The following is an 18,898-nucleotide window of genomic DNA, read 5'->3' as shown; positions in this document are numbered from 1 at the left end:
CCCTTAGTTTTTTGTTTTACCTATATTTTGAGAAATCCGGTCAAGCATGATTGCAAGAATTACAATAGCAAGACCAGCTTCAAAACCAATACCAACTTTAATTTGTGTTACAGCGCGATAAACATCCGCTCCAAGACCTGGTGCACCTACTAGAGATGCGATAACAACCATCGAAAGTGAAAGCATAATGCTCTGGTTAATACCAGCCATGATCGTTGGAGTTGCTAGTGGCAGTTGTATCTTAATTAATTTCTGCTTAGTTGTTGATCCAAATGCGTTGGATGCTTCAATCAAATCTTCAGGAACCTGGCGAATGCCAAGGTTCGTTAGACGAATGGTAGGAGGCATTGCGAAGATTACCGATGCAATAATACCTGGTACCATTCCAATTCCGAAGAATAGAATTGCTGGAATTAAGTAGACGAATGCTGGCATCGTCTGCATGAAATCAAGAATTGGCGTTATGATTCCTCTAAATCGATCACTTTGTGATGCCCAGATACCGAGTGGTACTCCGAGTATGATCGATATAATCACAGAGGTTAATACAAGTGCCAATGTATCAAGTGTAGGATCCCAGTAACCGAGGTTATCGATTAACAAGAGCCCAAGAAACGTAAAGATTGCAACTGGCCATCTGCTTGACCACCATGCAAGAACAGTGAAGATTGCAATGAGTACAATTGCTGGTGGAAAGGCCAGTATGGAAACGATTCCTTCTACGAACCAATCAATTCCTGTTGTAATTCCATCAAACAATGGTTCAAGGTTATCAGTTAACATATCAACAATGCTATCAACCCAGTCAGCTAACGGAATTTTAGGAAATAACTGCATTTAATTCACCTCAGCTTTCGTTGCTTCAGTCTCGTTGCCTGCAAGTGCTCCGATTACTGCACCGCGAACAATGATGCCTTTAAATTTATCTGCTTCATCAATTACTGGAAGAGGTAGAGAAGAGTCTGCCATCTTCACAAACATATCCGTTAGTAAAGTATCTGGTGTAACGGTATGAAGGTCTGTAATTAAGATATCTGTAATTTCCTTTTTAGAATCTATTGCTTTGGCAGCATCATCTGCTGTAATGGCACCAAGAAGTTTTTGTTTTTTGTCTACGATATAAAGACTAGATAGCCCTTTATCTTTCATAAGCTGCAGTGCAACTCTTGGTCCGCGATCAGCTCTTACCGTTTCCGCTCGCTTCATGACGTGAGAGGCTGTCAGTACTTTCGAAAGGTCAACATCTTCAACAAATCGTTCAACGTAATCGTTAGCAGGGTTCGTCATAATTTCTTCTGGTGAACCAATCTGAACGATAGATCCATCTTTCATTAAAGCAATTCGATCACCTATGCGAAGTGCTTCGTCTAGGTCATGCGTAATGAAAACAATCGTTTTCTCCATCGATTCCTGAAGCTCAAGTAGCTCATCCTGCATATCTTTACGAATAAGCGGATCAAGTGCACTAAATGCTTCATCCATAAGAAGTACATCAGGATCATTTGCAAGGGCACGAGCTAGACCAACACGCTGCTGCATACCACCACTTAATTCTGAAGGGAAGCTATTCTCATACCCTTTTAATCCCACAAGCTCAAGTGACTCCTGTGCTTTCTTCGCTCTGTTTTCTTTGCCAATATTTTGTACTTCAAGACCGTATTCTGTATTTTCTAGTACAGTACGATGTGGGAAAAGAGCGAAACGCTGGAATACCATACTGAGCTTCTTTCGTCTGACTTCACGAAGCTGTTCAGGTTTCATCCTGACGATATCTTCATCATCAATGAGAACCTGACCTGAAGTTGGTTCAATTAATCGATTGAGCAATCGGACGAGTGTTGACTTCCCACTTCCCGAAAGACCCATGATGACAAAGATTTCACCGGGATAGACGTCAAAGCTAGCGCGGTTGACACCAACAGTCATCCCTGTTTCATTAAGAATTTCACTTTTTGACCTGCCCTGATCTAACAGTTTAACTGCTTGTTTGGGCGATTTGCCAAAAACTTTTGTTACATCTTTAACTGTGATTTTGGCTTTTTCCATAGTTTCACCTCTGCCTTTATTAATAAATTTCAACGGTTAATGTTACAAAAGTCACTGAAAGATGTCGAAATTTACGATAATTAATCATTTACTAGTCTTTTTTTACCGACCTATTAAGTATAGAGTGTGGGTACTTCATACTACAAATGGCGTGAGAGCCCAAAATCAGGTAATTCAGTACATACAGAAAAAACTGTACAAACTAAACAGTAAAATGCTTAAGTATCTTCCTAAATGCTACTACATGCTAGGAGCTTTATAGGTGAACTTTACAATTACGATGGTTAACCATACACTATGAAATGACAAATGATAGAAAAAGTAGGTGTATAGTTTGCAAGATGAAAGACTGGAGAATGCTCGCGAAAGAGTGATTGAATCGATCTCTAAAAACATGGACATTTATAGTGTAACTCCTTCTGTAGGAAGGTTGTATGGTGCTATGTTCTTTGAGGAAAATCCGATGACTCTCGATGAAATGAAAGACAAACTTCAAATGAGCAAAACAAGTATGTCGACTGGTGTTCGAACTTTAATTGACCTAAATATGATAGAAAAAGTATGGAGGAAAGGAGAACGGAAGGATCTTTACGAAGTGAAGTCAAACTGGTATCAAACATTTACCGACTTTTTCTGCATTCATTGGCGCAAAGGAATTGAGATGAATCGTGATGCATGTAAGGAATCAATCGCTGAATTAATGGAGCTTCTCGAAGATAATATACCTCACGAAAAAAGAATAACTGCTCAAGAAGATCTGGATCGAATATCCTATGCTTTAGGGTACTATGAGTGGTTAAACAAGGTCGTTGATTTATTTGAATCTCGTGAAATATTCGATGTAATTGATAAAGTAGAATAGGTTTTCTACTTATAATAAAAGGCTCGTAAACATTGTTACTATAAGAGTGGGGAATTTCTGCTCCAATTAGCAAAGTGTAGTGTTCTCTAAAGAACAATCTTTTAGAAAAGAGCCTAATATAAAAAAGCGTGCAGGATTAGAACAATCCTGCACGCTTTTTTATAGAATTTTACTTAAGAATGCTTTGGTACGCTCGTTCTGAGGGTTAGAGAAAAGTTCGTTAGGGACATTTTCTTCAACAATATAACCGCCGTCCATAAAGATTACTCGATCACCAACTTCACGAGCAAAACCCATCTCATGGGTTACAACAACCATCGTCATACCCTCTTTGGCTAGCTGCTTCATAACTTCTAGCACCTCTCCAATCATTTCTGGATCGAGTGCTGAAGTAGGCTCATCAAACAGCATAACACTAGGTTCCATAGCAAGTGCACGTGCAATAGCGACACGTTGCTTCTGCCCTCCTGATAGCTCACCAGGATAACTGTCAGCCTTGTCCTTAAGACCGACCTTTTCAAGAAGATCAAGTGCTTTTTTAGTGGAATTATCTTTGTTTTCTCCTTTAACCTTCAAAGGAGCTAGTGTAATGTTCTGAAGTACTGTTTTATGTGGGAAAAGGTTAAAGTGTTGAAAGACCATCCCTACATCTTGTCGAACTTTGTTAATATTCGTTTTGGGGTCCGCGATATCGTGCCCATTCACTATGACACTTCCACCTGTAATCTCTTCGAGTTTATTTAAACAGCGGAGAAAAGTACTTTTTCCTGACCCTGAAGGTCCAACCACGCAGACTACTTCTTTCTCCTTTACATCAGTATTAATGTTCTTCAATACTTCTAGGTCTCCAAATGATTTCTTTAGATCTTTAACTTGAATGATGCTCATGGTGGTTATGATCTCCTCTCCGAGAAAACGTCATTATTATAATGACTAGTTAATAGTAAAAGTAAACGCTGATGTAGATTTACTATAGTATAACAAGTAATTTCGCATTTAAAAAAGATCATGTCTTAATTTACAGGTTCATTCACTTTATTTGGATTTGTACTGCACCATGAACTTTATTATAATAACTAATGAAAACGTTTGCGCAGTTTTAAGTAAATTTACACAGTAGGAAATCAGGAGGGTACAACATGGCAGAACAGTGGTGGAAAGAAAGCGTTATCTATCAAATTTATCCCAGGAGCTTTAGTGACAGTAATGGTGATGGGATTGGTGATATTAAAGGAATTACAGAAAAGCTAGATTACTTAAAAGAGCTTGGCATTGATGTTGTCTGGTTGTCGCCAGTTTATCAATCGCCTAACGATGATAATGGATATGACATCAGTGATTATCGAAATATCATGGATGAGTTCGGCACAATGGAAGATTGGGAGGAAATGCTAGACGGTATGCACAAAAGAGGCATTCGACTTGTGATGGATCTTGTTGTGAACCACTCTTCAGATGAACATGCCTGGTTTACTGAAGCAAGGAAATCCAAAGATAGCCCATTTCGTGATTATTATATCTGGCATCCTGGTAAAGACGGTCAGCCTCCAAATAACTGGGGTTCCTTCTTCGGTGGTTCTGCGTGGGACTATGATGAGTTGAGCGATGAATATTATCTACATCTTTTCTCGAATAAACAGCCTGACCTTAACTGGGAGAATAGAGAACTTAGAGAGGAAATATACGACCTTATGAAGTTCTGGCTCGATAAAGGAGCAGATGGCTTTCGCATGGATGTCATTAATTTAATTTCGAAGGATTCTAATCTTCCTGATGCAGAAGTTACGTCTAGAGATCGTTACCAGTGGGGTGGTGATTATTTTGTTAATGGACCTAAATTTGTTGAGTATATGACGGAAATGAATGAGAAGGTTCTTCAACATTATGATGCCATGACAGTTGGCGAGATGCCTATGGCAACACCTGAGGATGGAGCAAGATATACTGATGAAGATAATGGAATCGTTAATATGCTCTTTCAGTTTGAACATATGGATGTTACAAGCGGTCCCGGAGGGAAATGGGATCAGCAACCATGGCAGCTAACAGACTTAAAACGCATTATTTCGAAGTGGCAAACGGAACTTCACGGTAAAGGATGGAACAGTCTTTACATGGAAAATCACGATCAGCCACGCTCGGTTTCAGTGTTTGGAGATGATGAAACCTATCGAGTCGAATCTGCAAAGATGTTAGCAGCATGGCTGCATTTTCTTCAAGGAACTCCTTATATTTATCAAGGTCAAGAACTTGGAATGACAAATGTGTATTTCGATTCGATTGAAGATTACGAAGATATTGAGACACTAAACATGTATAGGGAAGAGGTAATGGAAAAGGGTAAGCATCCAGAGGATGTGATGAAAGCCATTCACAAAAAGGGTCGTGATAACGCTCGAACGCCAATGCAATGGACTGATGACAATCATGCAGGATTTACTACAGGTACACCATGGCTTAAAGTGAATGCTAATTATCCTGATCTTAATGCTAGGAAGGCATTGAGTGATGAAAACTCGGTCTTCTATTTCTATCAGAAATTAATTCGATTGCGTAAAGAGTATCCGGTTATTATTCATGGTGATTATTGCCTATTGTTAGAGGAACACGAAAACCTGTATGTGTATTCACGGTCATATAAGAATACAACATTACTTCTTGCTGCAAATTTTTCAGCAGAAACAAGTCACATGACTCTTCCAGAAAAATTTAATGGAGGAAAGATTTTGGTTAATAACTATTCAGATGCTCCGAAATCTCTGGATCATCAATCTACTATGCGCGCTTATGAAGTAAGAGCATATTTACTATAGGACCTAAGGGGAGTGAGGAAGCTTGAGCAAATGCTCAAGCTTTTTCTTTTTGGCCTCAGCTTTGCTGAAAGGCGAGTGAAAAATTGAGAAATCAACAAAGGAAGCTAGCATAGCCTTCCTTTAAATTGTCATCTCAAAAATAGAAGGATTGAATGAATCCTTTCGAGGGAAGATAATTCTGTGGTAAAGAAATTAGTAGGAAATATGATCGGTTTCCTTTTTCTTTTTGATCGAGTGTTGTATAATTACAGATGTACATTTGTTCATAAGTGATTTTACTAAATTTCATAATAAAAAAAGGAGTGTATACATATGACAACGACTCAAATGGATTCACTTGCTGTAAACACGATTCGTACGCTAGCAATCGATGCAGTTGAAAAAGCAAACTCAGGTCATCCAGGAATGCCAATGGGGGCTGCACCAATGGCTTATACGCTATGGAGTCAATTCATGAATCACAATCCATCTAACCCTGATTGGTTTAACCGCGACCGTTTTGTTCTTTCAGCAGGTCATGGTTCAGCTCTACTATATAGCATGCTTCACTTGTTTGGATATGACGTAACAATGGAAGATTTAAAATCCTTCCGTCAGTGGGGAAGCAATACTCCGGGACACCCAGAATTCGGTGAGACTCCAGGAGTAGACGCAACAACTGGACCACTTGGCCAGGGACTTGCGATGGCAACTGGTATGGCGATGGCTGAGCGTCATTTAGCTGCAACGTATAACCGAGATAACTTTAATGTAATTGATCACTATACGTACAGCATTTGTGGTGATGGTGACTTGATGGAGGGTGTTTCTTCAGAATCTGCATCTCTAGCTGCCCACTTGAAGCTTGGCCGCCTTATTGTGATGTATGATTCAAACGACATCTCTCTTGACGGTGATCTTGATCAGTCCTTCTCAGAAAACGTTCAAAAACGTTATGAGGCATACGGCTGGCAAGTGATTCGCGTTGAAGATGGTAATGACATGGATGCTATTGCGGAAGCTCTTAAGCAAGCGAAAAGCAATACAGAACAACCAACTCTAATTGAAGTGAAAACAACAATTGGGTATGGTTCACCTAATAAAGGTGGCAAAAACACTTCTCATGGTGCGCCGCTTGGTAAAGACGAAATTCAACTAGTGAAAGAAAACTACCAGTGGACTTTCGAAGAAGATTTCTATATTCCTGAAGAAGTGAAAGGCCAATTTGCAGATTTTAAAGAAGCTGGAAGCAAGAAAGAACAGGAGTGGAATGAACTTTTCAAAAAGTATGAAGCGGAATATCCTGAGCTTGCGAAGCAACTAACTGCAGCTCTAAATAACGAACTTCCTGAAGGATGGGATAGCGAAGTTCCTACTTATGAAAGAGGAACAAGCACAGCATCTCGTGCTGCTTCTGGCGAAGTTCTTAATGCACTTGCTAAGAACAATACGCAAATCTTTGGTGGATCAGCTGACCTTGCTTCTTCTAACAAAACAATGTTAAAAGACGAGCAGGACTTCTCACCAACAGATTACAGCGGACGTAACATCTGGTTCGGTGTACGTGAATTCGGAATGGCTGCAGCGATGAACGGAATTGCTCTTCATAAAGGTCTTCGTATCTTTGGTGCAACCTTCTTCGTATTCTCAGACTACCTCCGTCCAGCACTTCGCCTATCTGCATTGATGGGAGTACCTGTAACGTACGTATTTACTCATGATAGCGTAGCAGTAGGAGAAGATGGTCCAACTCACGAACCTGTTGAGCAACTTGCTTCACTACGTGCAATGCCAGGTCTTTCAGTGATTCGTCCTGCTGATGGAAATGAAACTGCAGCTGCATGGAAACTATCTGTTGAAGCAACAGATCACCCAACAGCTCTCGTGCTTTCTCGTCAGAATCTCCCAGTTGTGACAGATTCACAGGAACAAGCATACGAAGGTGTTAAACGTGGAGCTTATGTTGTAGCTGGTGGCGAAAATGCTGAAGCAATTTTACTAGCATCAGGATCTGAAGTAGGGCTAGCTGTTGAAGCCCAAGAGCTTCTTGAGAAAGAAGGCATCTCAGCATCTGTTGTTAGCATGCCAAGCTGGGATCGTTTTGAAAAACAGTCAGCTGATTACAAAGAGAGCGTATTACCAGAAAACGTAACAGCTCGCCTTGGTATTGAAATGGGAGTATCATTTGGCTGGGATAAGTATGTTGGCCAAAAAGGTGATATCCTAGCGATTGATCGCTTTGGTGCTTCAGCTCCTGGTGATACCATTATTAAGGAATTTGGATTTACAGCTGAGAATGTTGTGAACAAAGTGAAAGCAATGCTATCTAGATAAAGAAGTGTAACTTTATTGCCATAGGATTAATGTTTTTAACTTACTATGGTGACATGAAAGGGGCTTTCAGAAGGCGTATACAGTCTTTCTGAAAGCCCTTTTCTTAACAGGGAAAGATCATGATGTTAAATATTTTATGTATAGGTGTTGCTATGGATAAAGATAAACTTGCAAAGGTAGTTGAAGCAGCTCGTCTGTACTACCAATTAGACAATAGTCAACAAGAAATCGCTAAGAAACTTTCTGTGTCTAGACCAACCGTCTCGCGCTTACTTAAACAGGCTAAAGCAGCAGGTATAGTGGAAATTACCATTCATGATCCATCTCAAGATGTTAACAAGCTTGCTTTTGAGTTAGCAGATACCTTTGATTTGCTGGATGCCAGAGTGGCGATTGTGCCTCAATTTGATGATAGTATTGTTAAAAAACATATTGGAAAAATAGCGGCGGAATACTTGAATTCAACCATACAGGATAATGATTTAATCGGTGTTTCATGGGGAACTACTCTAAACGAAGTTGGAAAAAACTTACGACACAAACTACTTAAGAATGTATCGGTTGTGCAGTTAAATGGTGGGATTAGCTACTCAGAAACGAACACCTATGCCTACGAAATCATTCAAATGCTCGGTAGAGCGTTTCACGCAACTAGTCACTTCTTACCTGTCCCAGCTATTGTGGATCATCTGCTTGTTAAGCAAACTTTGGAAGAAGATCGACATATACGAAAAGTATTAGACATGGGTAGAAATGCGAATGTTGCTTTGTTTAGTGTAGGGATACCTACAAATGATTCTGTCATTGTACAAGCTGAGTATGTGTCAGAGCAGGAGTTAGATACCATTCATTCTAAATCAGTAGGTGAAATATGCTCTCGTTTTTTTGATGAGAAAGGGAAGCTTATTCATAAAGATTTAAATGCCCGCACCATTGGAATTGATCTTGAAGAACTTTCAAGAAAAGAGAAATCTATTATGGCTGCAGGCGGACCGAAGAAAATTGAAGCGGTATACGGAGCCTTACAAGGTGGGTATGCCAATATTCTTGTAACAGACCAATATACGGCTAGAGCCCTTCTAGAAAAGAAGAAACAGGAGAGTGAAATAGGATGAAAGTAACAGTGCTTGGTCCATGGGGAGGTTATCCTAAAGCAGGTGAAGCTAGTGCTGGGTACCTTGTACAGCATGACGGATACAATTTGCTGATTGACTGTGGAAGCGGAGTTTTATCTCAGCTTCAGCATTACCTTCCTGTAGAAGAACTGGACAGTGTAGTGATTAGTCATTATCACCCTGATCATATTGCGGATACTGGCGTACTGTATCATGGCAGGCTTATTCAATCGAAAATAGGATCAGAGCTTCCGGTGCTACCGATTTATGCTCATCCTTATGATGAAGTAGGATTTCAAAGCTTGGATCATCACCCTTATACTGAAGCGAGACCATTTAAGGAAGATGACAAACTAGAATTAGGTCCATTTACGATCACTTTCCTTGAAACTATTCATCCAGTAAAGTGTTATGCCATGCGAGTAACAGATGGACACCATTCAATGGTATTTACGGCTGATTCCAGTTATAAAAAAGAGTTTGAAACCTTCTCAGACGGAGCAGATTTACTTATCTCCGAATGTAATCTATACAGTCATATGGATGGATCTGCAATGGGACATATGAATAGCACTGATGCTGCAAGCATTGCAAAAGAAGCGAACGTCTCAACATTGATGTTGACTCACCTTCCACACTTCGGGGATCTAACTGAGTTAGAAAAGGATGCCAATCGTATTTTTAAAGGTGAAGTTGTATTAGCTTCAACTGGGCTTGTTTGGGATTCGGAGCAGTAAGAATGATTAAGGCCAGAAGGGCTGACCTTCTGGCCTTTTTTCTGTGGTTCTAAACGCCCACTTCCGCTTTTCGTGTCTAGCTCCGACTCGCAGAAACTCTGATATTTCACTCTTTCACCGGAACACAAAGAACGTGTTCCAGTTCAAGAGCTCCAATATCTCCGTTTCTAAACGCCCGTCTCCGCTTTTCGTTATTCCCCTAAAGTTGAGTCCAGTTTTCCGTTCATGTCCATTAGGAATCCGATTTCGCGTCCGAGTAGTCTAGCTAGTTCTTTGGATTTTTTTTCGCCTTCGGATTTAATTTGTTCGATTGTGAGGCTTGAGTTAAGGTTAGATGCCCCTACGATTACTGGGATATCACCTTTTTCGTAATAAACAATTTTCATAATGCTCCTCCTCAAAGTACGTTTGCTTACAATATTCGTAAAGAGGAGCGGGAGAAAGGGTAGGGGGTTTCATTTTTTAATACTATTGTCCGGGGGTCATAAGTATCAGGTTTTGATTCCGTCACGACAATTCATTAGAATAGAAGAAGAACATACAGGAGGTAACGATATGCTTTATATTGATAATGAAAACATTATGGACGCCGGAATCAATCTGGCTATTGAGGAATATATCCTGAAGGAGCTTGATCCTGAGGAAACCTATCTTTTGTTCTATTCGATGAATCCTACAGTTATTGTGGGAAAGAACCAGAATACTATTGAACAAATCGATACGAGTTATATTCGTGAAAATGAGGTAGATGTGATTCGTCGCTTGTCTGGTGGTGGAGCCGTTTATAATGATCAAGGTAACTTAAGCTTTAGTATTATTACTAAGGATGACGGAAATAGCTTTCACAACTACAAAAAATTTACTGACCCAGTGGTGAAAGCGTTATGGAAATTGGGTGTTGATGCAGAGTTAAGCGGACGAAATGATCTTCTTGTTAACGGTAAGAAAATTTCAGGTAACGCACAATTCTCTACAAAAGGAAGAATGTATAGCCACGGGACCTTGATGTTTAATGTGAATCTTGAAAATGTGGTGAAAGCTCTTAAGGTCAATAAAGAAAAGATTGAGTCCAAGGGGATTAAATCAATTCGTAGTCGAGTGACAAATATCAGTGAACACATGGATCAGGAGATGACACGAGAAGAGTTTAAAGCAACCCTTCTTGAGTATATCTTTGAAGGGGAACAAGTCATTCCTTCTTACACGCTTAAAGAAGAGGACTGGACTGCTATCCATAAGATTGCAGAGGAGCGGTATAAGAACTGGGATTGGAATTACGGCCGTTCGCCTAAATTTAACATCCAACATTCAAAACGCTTTCCAATTGGGTCCATTGATGTTCGTCTTGAAGTTAAAAAGGGTTATATTGAACAAGCCACGATTTTTGGTGACTTCTTTGGAGTGGGCGATGTGAAAGAAATAGAAGAACGTTTGCAAGGTGTACGATATGAGCCAAGTTCCTTAGAGGATGCACTCAATGACGTAGATGTATCTCATTATTTCGGAAAAATAACGAAAGAAGAATTTATTAATCTTATTTATTAGATGAGTAGGAGCTGGATATCCAGCTCTTTTTCTTGTTTTTAACCCATTAGATGGTAGTATTTAGTTATTTAATTCATGAACTTTCCTCTGTTCCCCTTGCTAGACAAATTTTCTTCCAATATAATATATTTAGAAAATTAAAAATGAATGACTACTCATTCATACAGGAGGAGAGCGAATGAATTTATCTGAGCAGTTAAGACAGACGGCAGTCACTTATCCGGATAAACTTGCGTACATTTTTGACGATCAATCTGTTACATATGAGAATCTCGATCAAAAGGTGTCAACTTTTGCGGCAAATCTTTCTTTAGAAGGAATTCAAAAAGGTGATCATGTAGCTCTTATTCTTGGTAACTCACCAGAATTTCTAATTGGTTATTATGGTGCCTTACGTGCTGGAGCTGTCGTGATACCTATTAATCCGATCTATACACCTGATGAAATAGGGTACTTGCTTCAAAATGGAGATGTTAAAGCCATCATAACTCTTGAGCAAGCTTTGCCTCTCGTTGAGAAAATGAGCCATCAGCTTCCAGACATTTCGTTAGTAGCTTACACTGGAACAGGAGTAGAAGAAAAGACTATTTCAAAAACTAAATTGAAACCGTTTACAAGTATGATTGAAGAATCTGGCCATCCTGTTCCAAACGTTTCGATTGAAGAAGATGATCTTGCTGTTATTCTTTATACATCAGGTACAACCGGTCAACCAAAAGGTGCCATGCTCTCCCACTACAACTTATTTAGCAATGCTTCAGATACAGGATCTTATCTTCAAATTTCTTCAGAAGATGTTGTTATAACGGCACTTCCAATGTTCCACGTGTTCTGCATGACTGTCTCGATGAATGCACCACTCATATCAGGTGGCACAATTCTCATTCTTCCTAAGTTTAGTCCTCAAGAAGTTTTCCGTGTTGCAGAGAAATACAAAGCTACTATTTTCGCAGGCGTTCCAACTATGTACAACTTTCTATACCAATACCCTGAAGGTCGGACGGAATATTTTCGACATATGCGTTTATGTATCTCAGGTGGTTCCTCGTTGCCAGTTGCTCTTCTCCACCGATTTGAGGAAAAGTTTAATGTGCGCATATCTGAAGGGTATGGTCTCTCAGAAGCCGCTCCGGTTACAACTTTTAACCCGCTTGATCGTCCGCGTAAGGCCGGATCCATTGGTATGAATATTACGAATGTATCAAATAAAGTAGTGGATGAATTAGGACAGGAAGTTCCTGTGGGAACAGTTGGAGAACTTGTTGTGAAAGGTCCTAATGTTATGAGAGGGTATTATAAAATGCCAGAAGATACAGCGGTTACAATCAAGGAAGGTTGGCTTTTTACAGGTGACCTAGCCAAGATGGATGAAGAAGGATATTTCTATATTGTTGATCGAAAGAAAGATATGGTTATAGTTGGAGGATATAACGTTTATCCTCGTGAAGTAGAAGAAGTTCTGTACCAGCACCCTGCTATAGTGGAAGCGGCTGTTGTTGGTGTACCAGATCCTAATTTTGGTGAGGCTGTACAAGCTTTTGTGGTTGTTAAACAACAAGTAACAGAGGAAGAAGTTCTGAGACACTGTCGTGAGCACCTTGCAAAGTACAAGTGCCCGACAATTATCGAGTTTATTGAAGAGTTACCGAAAAATACGACAGGTAAAATTCTTAGAAAAGCACTCCGTAAGCAGATAAATGTATAAAGCACAAGAGCTGATCCAATATGGATCAGCTTTTTCTATAGAGTGAAATGTCAGAAAACATTTGATATTTATATAACAATAAAATATAATGACGTTAAATAAACGTTATATAGGAGGTGCGTAAAATGGTGGTTGCTTCAGAACATCAGTTGGAACAGTTCATGAATCGAATTGATAGTGGTGAAAAAATTGAAGCAAATGATTGGATGCCTGATGATTACCGTGAAGCTTTGATCCGCTTGATTTCAATGCATGGCATTAGTGAGATTATGGGAGCATTACCAGAGAAAGAGTGGGTTCCAAAGGCGCCTACTCTTCATCGAAAGCTTGCTATTATGGCAAAAGTTCAAGATGAGATGGGGCACGGACAGCTGCTTCTTCGAGTAGCTGAAGACTTAATGGAGCCTCTTGGCAAGAACCGTGATGACATTATGCAGGACTTATTTTCCGGAAAGCTTAAATTTCATAATGTTTTTCATATGGAGGCACCGACATGGGGAGATGCAGGCATTATTGCCTGGTTAGTGGATGGTGCAGCCATAATTTCGCAGACGATGATGCTTGGAACTTCTTATGGACCATATGGCCGTGCTTTGAAACGAATATGCGCCGAAGAAGTGTTTCACGCTCAGCACGGAGAAAGTATTATCATGGCACTTGCGGAGGGTACGAAGGAGCAAAGAGGATTATTACAAGATTCAATAAATAGCTGGTGGCCCTCACTATTGATGTTCTTTGGACCTAAATCAAAGGCGGAAACCGGTCATACAAATCAAGATAAAAATATGCGCTACAAGCTCCGTACGAAGTCAAATGAACAGCTGCGACAGGAGTTTCTGACAAAGTACGTTCCACGAATTTCGGCATTAGGGTTAACGATACCAGATGAATCGCTCCGCTTCGATGAAGCCGATGGTGAATGGAAATATGCTCAACCAGATTGGAATGAATTTAAGCGGATCGTAACCGGTCATGGTCCTAAATCACAAGAACGATTATCGCTTAGGGTACGATCATATGAAATGAATAAGTGGGTAAGAGAAGCGCTAGGGAAGAGCGCGCAGGCGAGTGAGGTGGGAAGCTATGAGTGAGGAGCGAAATGGATTTTATCAAGTTTTTGAAGTGTTTAGTAAAAAGACAGACACTTCATCATTACAACATCAGTTTAGCCTCCTTGCTCCTAATCGAGACCTTGCGTTTATTATGGCAAAGGAAAACTTCTTCAGACGAGAGCAGGTAGCTGACATTTGGGTAGTAAAACGCGATGATATTAAGCGCATGTCTCAAAGTGAGCGCGAAGCAATGAAGCATCTAAATAAAGATTATCGTGAAACGAAAGGGTACGGGTATTTAAAGAAGAAATGGCGCCAGTATGAACAGGAGCAGCTTACTGAAAAAGATATTATGGGGGGAGGGGATACGTAATGGAATCAGGTGAGTACCGCAAATGCTTAATAGAATTATTGTATCAGCTTGCAGACGATGATTTCATCTTGGCTTATCGAGGGTCTGAATGGCTGGGTCTTGCTCCACATATCGAAGAAGATGTTGCTTTTTCATCCATTAGTCAGGATTTAATGGGGCATGCTACGCTTTATTATTCTTTGTTAGAAGAGATTGGAGAAGGAGAGGCAGATGATCTCACACATAACCGCCCTCCTGAAAAGTTTCATAACGCCATTATTCTAGAACTGCCAAATGGAACAGGAACTTATCTAGAGAATCCCGACTACGACTGGGGATTTACAGTCGTCCGGAATTACTTCTATACTCTTGCTAAGAAAATTCGACTCGATTCAATTAAAGCAGAATCATATGAGCCTCTTCAACACATTGCAAAGAAAATATCAGTGGAAATGAGCTACCATCTGATGCACTGGGAAACATGGTTTAATCAGTTAATGAATAGTACTCCTGAAGCACGAAATCGAATGGAGAAAGCTATTAAACTCGTATTAGAAGATTTTGATGGGATTTTTTCTTATGGCGAACTAGGAGATCAGATTGTTAAACTATCTCTTATCGAAAGTGAAGCAACACTTAAGCAACGCTGGATAACAGAATTGCAGAAGAACGAACAAATTGATTTATCAATGACGATGAATAAAGGAAACGGCCGTAATGGTATTCACACCAAGCATCTGACAACCTCGTTAGCGACTCTTTCTGAAGTCTATCAATCCATTCCGGCAGTAGAATGGTAAACGAAAGGGTTGTTGTTATGACACTTGAGGAACGAGTAATGGAGGCTCTTCAAACAGTCAAAGATCCTGAAATCCCAACAATCAGCGTAGTGGATCTTGGAATAGTCTATGCTGTTCGGACAATCGATCGTCATGTGGAAATTGATGCGATGCCGACGTTCTCTGGTTGTCCTGCTCTCGATATCATTAAAAGGGATATGAAGCTCGCTGTAGAAGATATTCATGATGTGAAATCTGTTACCGTAACATTTATTCGCGATCCTATTTGGACGACAGAGCGTGTCTCTGAGAAAGGAAGGCGCGAATTGAAGGAGTTTGGAATAGCGCCACCTGAGAATCATCAAGGTGACGAGTGGCGAGTTCCATGTCCTTACTGTGGATCTGTTTATACAACGCTGGATAATATTTTTGGTCCGGCTGCTTGTAGAAGTATTTTGTATTGCAAGTCTTGTAAAAACCCATTTGAGGCAATGAAGCCTGTATCGATTTAACTAATTTGAGAAAGGTTGATGAAGAATGGTAAAAGTGATTGCATTGTATAAACAGCCGGAGAACGCACAGAAATTTGATGAGCATTACTTTAATACGCATGCTCCAATTACATCGAAAATTCCAGGACTGAAGAAAATGGAAGTTACAAAAATTGTAGGATCACCAATGGGGAAAAGCGACTATTATTTAATGTGCGAAATGTTCTATGAAGATCATGAATCGATGAAGGCGGGTATGAAGTCTCAGGAAGGTAAAGCATCAGGCAAAGATTTAATGAGCTTTGCAGGCGATCTCGTCACGTTAATGATTGGAGAAGAAGTTAGCGAAAAAGTTCATACAAAGTAATGAGGGACGGTGTCAAAGGTATGTTCGAAACCATTGAATACGAGGTAAAGGATCACGTAAGCTGGGTCCGTTTAAATCGACCAGATAAATTGAATGCGTTTACATTTAAAATGAATCAGGAAGTAGCAGAAGCAATTGGGAAAGCTACAAGTGATCAAGAAGTCCGCTGTATCGTAGTGACAGGGAATGGTAGAGCTTTTTGCTCCGGTCAGGATTTAAATGGAGTAGAAGAAGGAATTGATCATGGTGAAATGCTTAGGACTGCTTATAATCCGATGGTAAAACAAATTGTATCCTCCAGTAAGCCAATTGTTGCAGCAGTTAATGGGGTAGCTGCAGGTGCAGGTATGAGCCTTGCTCTTGCGTGTGATTTTCGATTGGCGCACGAGCGTGCTAGTTTTATAGAAGCATTTGTTCATGTAGGACTCGTTCCTGATTCAGGAAGCACCTACTTTCTTCCTCGCCTCGTTGGTCACGCGAAGGCGCTGGAGCTTGCAATGCTTGGGGATAAGGTAAGTGCATCTGAAGCGAAGGAATTAGGGCTAGTTAACGAGATTATTTCGAATGAACAGTGGGAGAAGGGGATAGTAGCATTTGCGAACCGTCTTGCGGCACTTCCACCGAAAGCTGTCGGTCTAATCAAACAGAGCTTTTCAAAGAGCTTTGATAATAGTCTTGACCAGGTGCTTGATATGGAAGCAAATGCACAGCGTGAAGCAGGTCGAACGAATGACCATGCTGAAGGGGTTAGGGCATTTGCTGAGAAGCGTAAGCCTGTCTTTCAAGGTAGCTAAAATAGCGGGTACTTAAAAAGAAGGAAACAGAGGGATTATCAAGAATAGATGCTATAGAGTGAAAGTAGCCGCGGAGGTTGATTGCGCATTTCAATCAATTGCCCGGCTCTTTCCTATGCTTACAATACTAGAGGAGGTAATGAAATGGCTGTTGTTACATATGAGGTGGAAAATCACATAGGGTACGTTACATTAAACCGTCCAGATGTATTGAATTGCTTTAATTTCGAAACGCTCTCAGTTCTGCAAGGAATTGTAGATGACATTTATTCAGATCGTAATGTGAGGGCTGTTATTTTTATGGGAGCGGGTGAAAAGGCTTTCAGTGCGGGAGCTGATTTAAAAGAAAGAAGAACATTATCAGAAAGTGAAGTCCGAAGGAATGTTAAGAAAATTCGAGAGGTATTTACTGCTGTCGAGTCATTGCCACAACCAACGATTGCTGCATTGAATGGTTACGCATTCGGAGGTGGATTTGAACTGGCGCTTGCCTGTGATTTCCGTTATGCAGTAGAAGGAACAAAAATGGGTCTAACTGAAACAAGTCTTGGTATTATTCCTGGAGCAGGTGGAACCCAGCGACTTCCTCGATTAATTGGGACTGCAAAGGCTATGGAGTTAGTGTTAACGGCTCGTAAGCTGTCTTCGGAAGAAGCACATGAATATGGCATATTGAATGGTGTAGTTAATCGAGAAGAGTTGCTTACAACGTGTGAAGAGCTTGCTTCTGAAATTTGTCGCAATGCACCTGTTGCTGTGCAACAGGCGAAGTTCGCAGTACGTGAAGGTATGAATGTCGATCGGCATACTGGGATGGCTATTGAATCTAAAGCGTACGAAGTTACGATTCCAACAAAAGATCGTTTGGAAGCGCTCGAGGCGTTTGCTGAAAAGCGTAAGCCAGAATTTAGAGGCGAGTAAAAGTTGCGTTGAGCGTTGTGCTCTGGTAGTATAACATCATATTTAGGCTACGTGTTAATAACGGTATACCGTTATGACGAGCGGGGGTATGATGATGAATGAGGGTTTAAATACAAGGTCGATGATCTTCACTTTATATGGAGAATATATTAGACATTATGGTAATGAAATCTGGATAGGAAGTCTTATTCGCCTTTTGAAAGAATTTGGACACAACGACCAATCAGTTCGAGCAGCCATCTCAAGGATGAATAAACAGGGATGGGTGCAATCGCGGAAAGTAGGTAATAAAAGCTTTTATTACCTGACAGAGCGCGGTGTGAAGCGTATGGATGAAGCAGCAAGAAGGATTTTTAAGCTTCAGCCATCTGAATGGGACGGTAGATGGAGAATGTTCCTTTATACGATTCCTGAAGAAAAGCGACATATTCGAGACGAGCTTCGTAAGGAATTAGTTTGGAGTGGGTTTGGAAGTTCTTCTGCTAGCTTGTGGCTATCACCTAATCATCTTGAAGAACAAGTGGAACTGCTTATTGAGAAATATGATATTAGTGAGCATGTTCATTTCTTTATTGCTGATTACAAAGGGCCACATGAGAACATAGCGCTAGTGAACGAATGCTGGAACCTGGATGAAATAAGTGAGAAGTATAGAGAGTTTATTAAAATGTATAGTGAACGATATGTGGTGGATCGAAGTAAGATTGAACAAGGTAAGATGAGTGACGGAGAATGTTTCGTAGAACGAGCAAAATTGGTACATGAATATAGGAAGTTTTTATTCATAGATCCAGGTCTACCGACGGAATTGCTACCTGATGAATGGCCAGGTGAACATGCTGCAAGGTTATTTAGTGATTACTACAAAACGCTTGCTAAGCCTTCGTCTCAATTCTTTGAAGAGGTTTTTAAAGAAGGAAACGAATTAACAAATAAGGACAATGGGTACGATGCATTACAACATCCACTACTAATTGACCGACCATAGAAAGAAGGAACGGACTCC

19 protein-coding genes are annotated in these 18,898 nt (G+C 40.4%); 15 read left to right on the top strand and 4 right to left on the bottom strand.

Translation table 11 applies throughout. From position 1 onward, the window contains the following. Window positions 1-3: 3 nt before the first annotated feature. Both JI666_RS10890 and JI666_RS10885 read right to left on the bottom strand, forming a co-directional pair. Window positions 4-837, bottom strand: a complete 834-nt coding sequence (locus tag JI666_RS10890; RefSeq protein ID WP_206891671.1) for an ABC transporter permease — start codon at window positions 835-837, stop codon at window positions 4-6. Beyond that, window positions 838-2,046, bottom strand: a complete 1,209-nt coding sequence (locus tag JI666_RS10885) for a quaternary amine ABC transporter ATP-binding protein (protein WP_206891668.1) — start codon at window positions 2,044-2,046, stop codon at window positions 838-840. Between the two features lie 334 nt (window positions 2,047-2,380). Here JI666_RS10885 and JI666_RS10880 point away from each other — a divergent pair, with 334 nt between their 5' ends. After that, window positions 2,381-2,908, top strand: a complete 528-nt coding sequence (locus JI666_RS10880; protein ID WP_206891666.1) for a GbsR/MarR family transcriptional regulator — start codon at window positions 2,381-2,383, stop codon at window positions 2,906-2,908. A gap of 159 nt (window positions 2,909-3,067) precedes the next feature. On the opposite strand, the gene JI666_RS10875 is transcribed toward JI666_RS10880, so the two are convergent. Then, window positions 3,068-3,796, bottom strand: a complete 729-nt coding sequence (locus tag JI666_RS10875) for an amino acid ABC transporter ATP-binding protein (RefSeq protein ID WP_211201485.1) — start codon at window positions 3,794-3,796, stop codon at window positions 3,068-3,070. A 251-nt stretch (window positions 3,797-4,047) separates the two neighbouring features. Between JI666_RS10875 and JI666_RS10870 the strand changes: the two genes are divergently transcribed. The 4 genes from JI666_RS10870 (at window position 4,048) to JI666_RS10855 (ending at window position 9,886) form a co-directional block, all read left to right on the top strand. After that, on the top strand, window positions 4,048-5,721 hold the full coding sequence (locus tag JI666_RS10870) for a glycoside hydrolase family 13 protein (RefSeq protein ID WP_206891664.1): 1,674 nt from the start codon (window positions 4,048-4,050) through the stop codon (window positions 5,719-5,721). Between the two features lie 312 nt (window positions 5,722-6,033). Then, entirely contained in the window at window positions 6,034-8,034 is a 2,001-nt protein-coding gene (gene tkt, locus JI666_RS10865) for a transketolase (protein WP_206891663.1), read from the top strand. Window positions 8,035-8,186: 152 nt separating this feature from the next. Then, window positions 8,187-9,149 carry a DNA-binding transcriptional repressor DeoR gene (gene deoR, locus JI666_RS10860; RefSeq protein ID WP_206891660.1) on the top strand — a complete coding sequence of 321 codons (963 nt, stop codon included), beginning with the start codon at window positions 8,187-8,189 and terminating at the stop codon, window positions 9,147-9,149. Beyond that, the gene (locus tag JI666_RS10855; RefSeq protein ID WP_206891659.1) at window positions 9,146-9,886 is read left to right on the top strand and encodes an MBL fold metallo-hydrolase; all 741 of its coding nucleotides are present in this window, start codon (window positions 9,146-9,148) and stop codon (window positions 9,884-9,886) included. The genes deoR and JI666_RS10855 overlap by 4 nt, the downstream gene beginning before the upstream one ends. A gap of 191 nt (window positions 9,887-10,077) precedes the next feature. Here the strand turns inward: JI666_RS10855 and JI666_RS10850 are convergent, their stop codons facing one another. Beyond that, complete coding sequence (locus JI666_RS10850; RefSeq protein WP_206891658.1) at window positions 10,078-10,272, bottom strand: hypothetical protein; 195 nt, start codon at window positions 10,270-10,272, stop codon at window positions 10,078-10,080. A gap of 169 nt (window positions 10,273-10,441) precedes the next feature. Between JI666_RS10850 and lplA the strand changes: the two genes are divergently transcribed. From lplA to paaX, 10 genes are all read left to right on the top strand, one after another. Further along, window positions 10,442-11,431: a lipoate--protein ligase gene (lplA, locus tag JI666_RS10845; protein WP_206891657.1), complete on the top strand. Its 990-nt coding sequence runs from the start codon at window positions 10,442-10,444 to the stop codon at window positions 11,429-11,431. Between the two features lie 178 nt (window positions 11,432-11,609). Next, on the top strand, window positions 11,610-13,136 hold the full coding sequence (locus JI666_RS10840; protein ID WP_206891654.1) for a fatty acid--CoA ligase family protein: 1,527 nt from the start codon (window positions 11,610-11,612) through the stop codon (window positions 13,134-13,136). A gap of 125 nt (window positions 13,137-13,261) precedes the next feature. Beyond that, a complete protein-coding gene (paaA, locus tag JI666_RS10835) occupies window positions 13,262-14,227 on the top strand; it encodes a 1,2-phenylacetyl-CoA epoxidase subunit PaaA (protein WP_206891652.1) in 966 nt (321 codons plus the stop codon). Then, complete coding sequence (paaB, locus tag JI666_RS10830) at window positions 14,220-14,561, top strand: 1,2-phenylacetyl-CoA epoxidase subunit PaaB (protein ID WP_136948176.1); 342 nt, start codon at window positions 14,220-14,222, stop codon at window positions 14,559-14,561. The genes paaA and paaB overlap by 8 nt, the downstream gene beginning before the upstream one ends. Continuing rightward, window positions 14,561-15,340: a 1,2-phenylacetyl-CoA epoxidase subunit PaaC gene (gene paaC, locus JI666_RS10825; protein WP_206891650.1), complete on the top strand. Its 780-nt coding sequence runs from the start codon at window positions 14,561-14,563 to the stop codon at window positions 15,338-15,340. The genes paaB and paaC overlap by 1 nt, the downstream gene beginning before the upstream one ends. 17 nt (window positions 15,341-15,357) lie before the next feature. Beyond that, window positions 15,358-15,831, top strand: a complete 474-nt coding sequence (paaD, locus tag JI666_RS10820; protein WP_206891648.1) for a 1,2-phenylacetyl-CoA epoxidase subunit PaaD — start codon at window positions 15,358-15,360, stop codon at window positions 15,829-15,831. A gap of 25 nt (window positions 15,832-15,856) precedes the next feature. After that, window positions 15,857-16,177 (top strand): EthD family reductase, encoded by a 321-nt coding sequence (locus tag JI666_RS10815; RefSeq protein ID WP_206891640.1) that lies wholly within the window; start codon window positions 15,857-15,859, stop codon window positions 16,175-16,177. Between the two features lie 20 nt (window positions 16,178-16,197). Further along, entirely contained in the window at window positions 16,198-16,971 is a 774-nt protein-coding gene (locus JI666_RS10810; protein WP_206891638.1) for an enoyl-CoA hydratase-related protein, read from the top strand. A gap of 144 nt (window positions 16,972-17,115) precedes the next feature. After that, on the top strand, window positions 17,116-17,892 hold the full coding sequence (locus JI666_RS10805) for an enoyl-CoA hydratase-related protein (RefSeq protein ID WP_206891636.1): 777 nt from the start codon (window positions 17,116-17,118) through the stop codon (window positions 17,890-17,892). A gap of 94 nt (window positions 17,893-17,986) precedes the next feature. Next, window positions 17,987-18,880, top strand: coding sequence for a phenylacetic acid degradation operon negative regulatory protein PaaX (paaX, locus tag JI666_RS10800; protein ID WP_206891634.1), 894 nt, complete (start codon window positions 17,987-17,989; stop codon window positions 18,878-18,880). The last annotated feature ends 18 nt before the right edge of the window (window positions 18,881-18,898 follow it).

The sequence above is a fragment of the Bacillus sp. NTK071 genome, assembly GCF_017303315.1.
Classification (GTDB): domain Bacteria; phylum Bacillota; class Bacilli; order Bacillales; family Guptibacillaceae; genus Guptibacillus.
The sequence above is the reverse complement of the archived record's forward strand: the minus strand, read 5'-3'. Positions and strand labels throughout refer to the sequence as shown.

Coding starts and splice junctions, on each gene's coding strand:
- JI666_RS10890 (WP_206891671.1), bottom strand. CDS start 837: ATGCAGTTATTTCCTAAAATTCCGTTAGCTGACTGGGTTGATAGCATT.
- JI666_RS10885 (WP_206891668.1), bottom strand. CDS start 2,046: ATGGAAAAAGCCAAAATCACAGTTAAAGATGTAACAAAAGTTTTTGGC.
- JI666_RS10875 (WP_211201485.1), bottom strand. CDS start 3,796: ATGAGCATCATTCAAGTTAAAGATCTAAAGAAATCATTTGGAGACCTA.
- JI666_RS10870 (WP_206891664.1), top strand. CDS start 4,048: ATGGCAGAACAGTGGTGGAAAGAAAGCGTTATCTATCAAATTTATCCC.
- tkt (WP_206891663.1), top strand. CDS start 6,034: ATGACAACGACTCAAATGGATTCACTTGCTGTAAACACGATTCGTACG.
- deoR (WP_206891660.1), top strand. CDS start 8,187: ATGGATAAAGATAAACTTGCAAAGGTAGTTGAAGCAGCTCGTCTGTAC.
- JI666_RS10855 (WP_206891659.1), top strand. CDS start 9,146: ATGAAAGTAACAGTGCTTGGTCCATGGGGAGGTTATCCTAAAGCAGGT.
- JI666_RS10850 (WP_206891658.1), bottom strand. CDS start 10,272: ATGAAAATTGTTTATTACGAAAAAGGTGATATCCCAGTAATCGTAGGG.
- lplA (WP_206891657.1), top strand. CDS start 10,442: ATGCTTTATATTGATAATGAAAACATTATGGACGCCGGAATCAATCTG.
- JI666_RS10840 (WP_206891654.1), top strand. CDS start 11,610: ATGAATTTATCTGAGCAGTTAAGACAGACGGCAGTCACTTATCCGGAT.
- paaA (WP_206891652.1), top strand. CDS start 13,262: ATGGTGGTTGCTTCAGAACATCAGTTGGAACAGTTCATGAATCGAATT.
- paaB (WP_136948176.1), top strand. CDS start 14,220: ATGAGTGAGGAGCGAAATGGATTTTATCAAGTTTTTGAAGTGTTTAGT.
- paaC (WP_206891650.1), top strand. CDS start 14,561: ATGGAATCAGGTGAGTACCGCAAATGCTTAATAGAATTATTGTATCAG.
- paaD (WP_206891648.1), top strand. CDS start 15,358: ATGACACTTGAGGAACGAGTAATGGAGGCTCTTCAAACAGTCAAAGAT.
- JI666_RS10815 (WP_206891640.1), top strand. CDS start 15,857: ATGGTAAAAGTGATTGCATTGTATAAACAGCCGGAGAACGCACAGAAA.
- JI666_RS10810 (WP_206891638.1), top strand. CDS start 16,198: ATGTTCGAAACCATTGAATACGAGGTAAAGGATCACGTAAGCTGGGTC.
- JI666_RS10805 (WP_206891636.1), top strand. CDS start 17,116: ATGGCTGTTGTTACATATGAGGTGGAAAATCACATAGGGTACGTTACA.
- paaX (WP_206891634.1), top strand. CDS start 17,987: ATGAATGAGGGTTTAAATACAAGGTCGATGATCTTCACTTTATATGGA.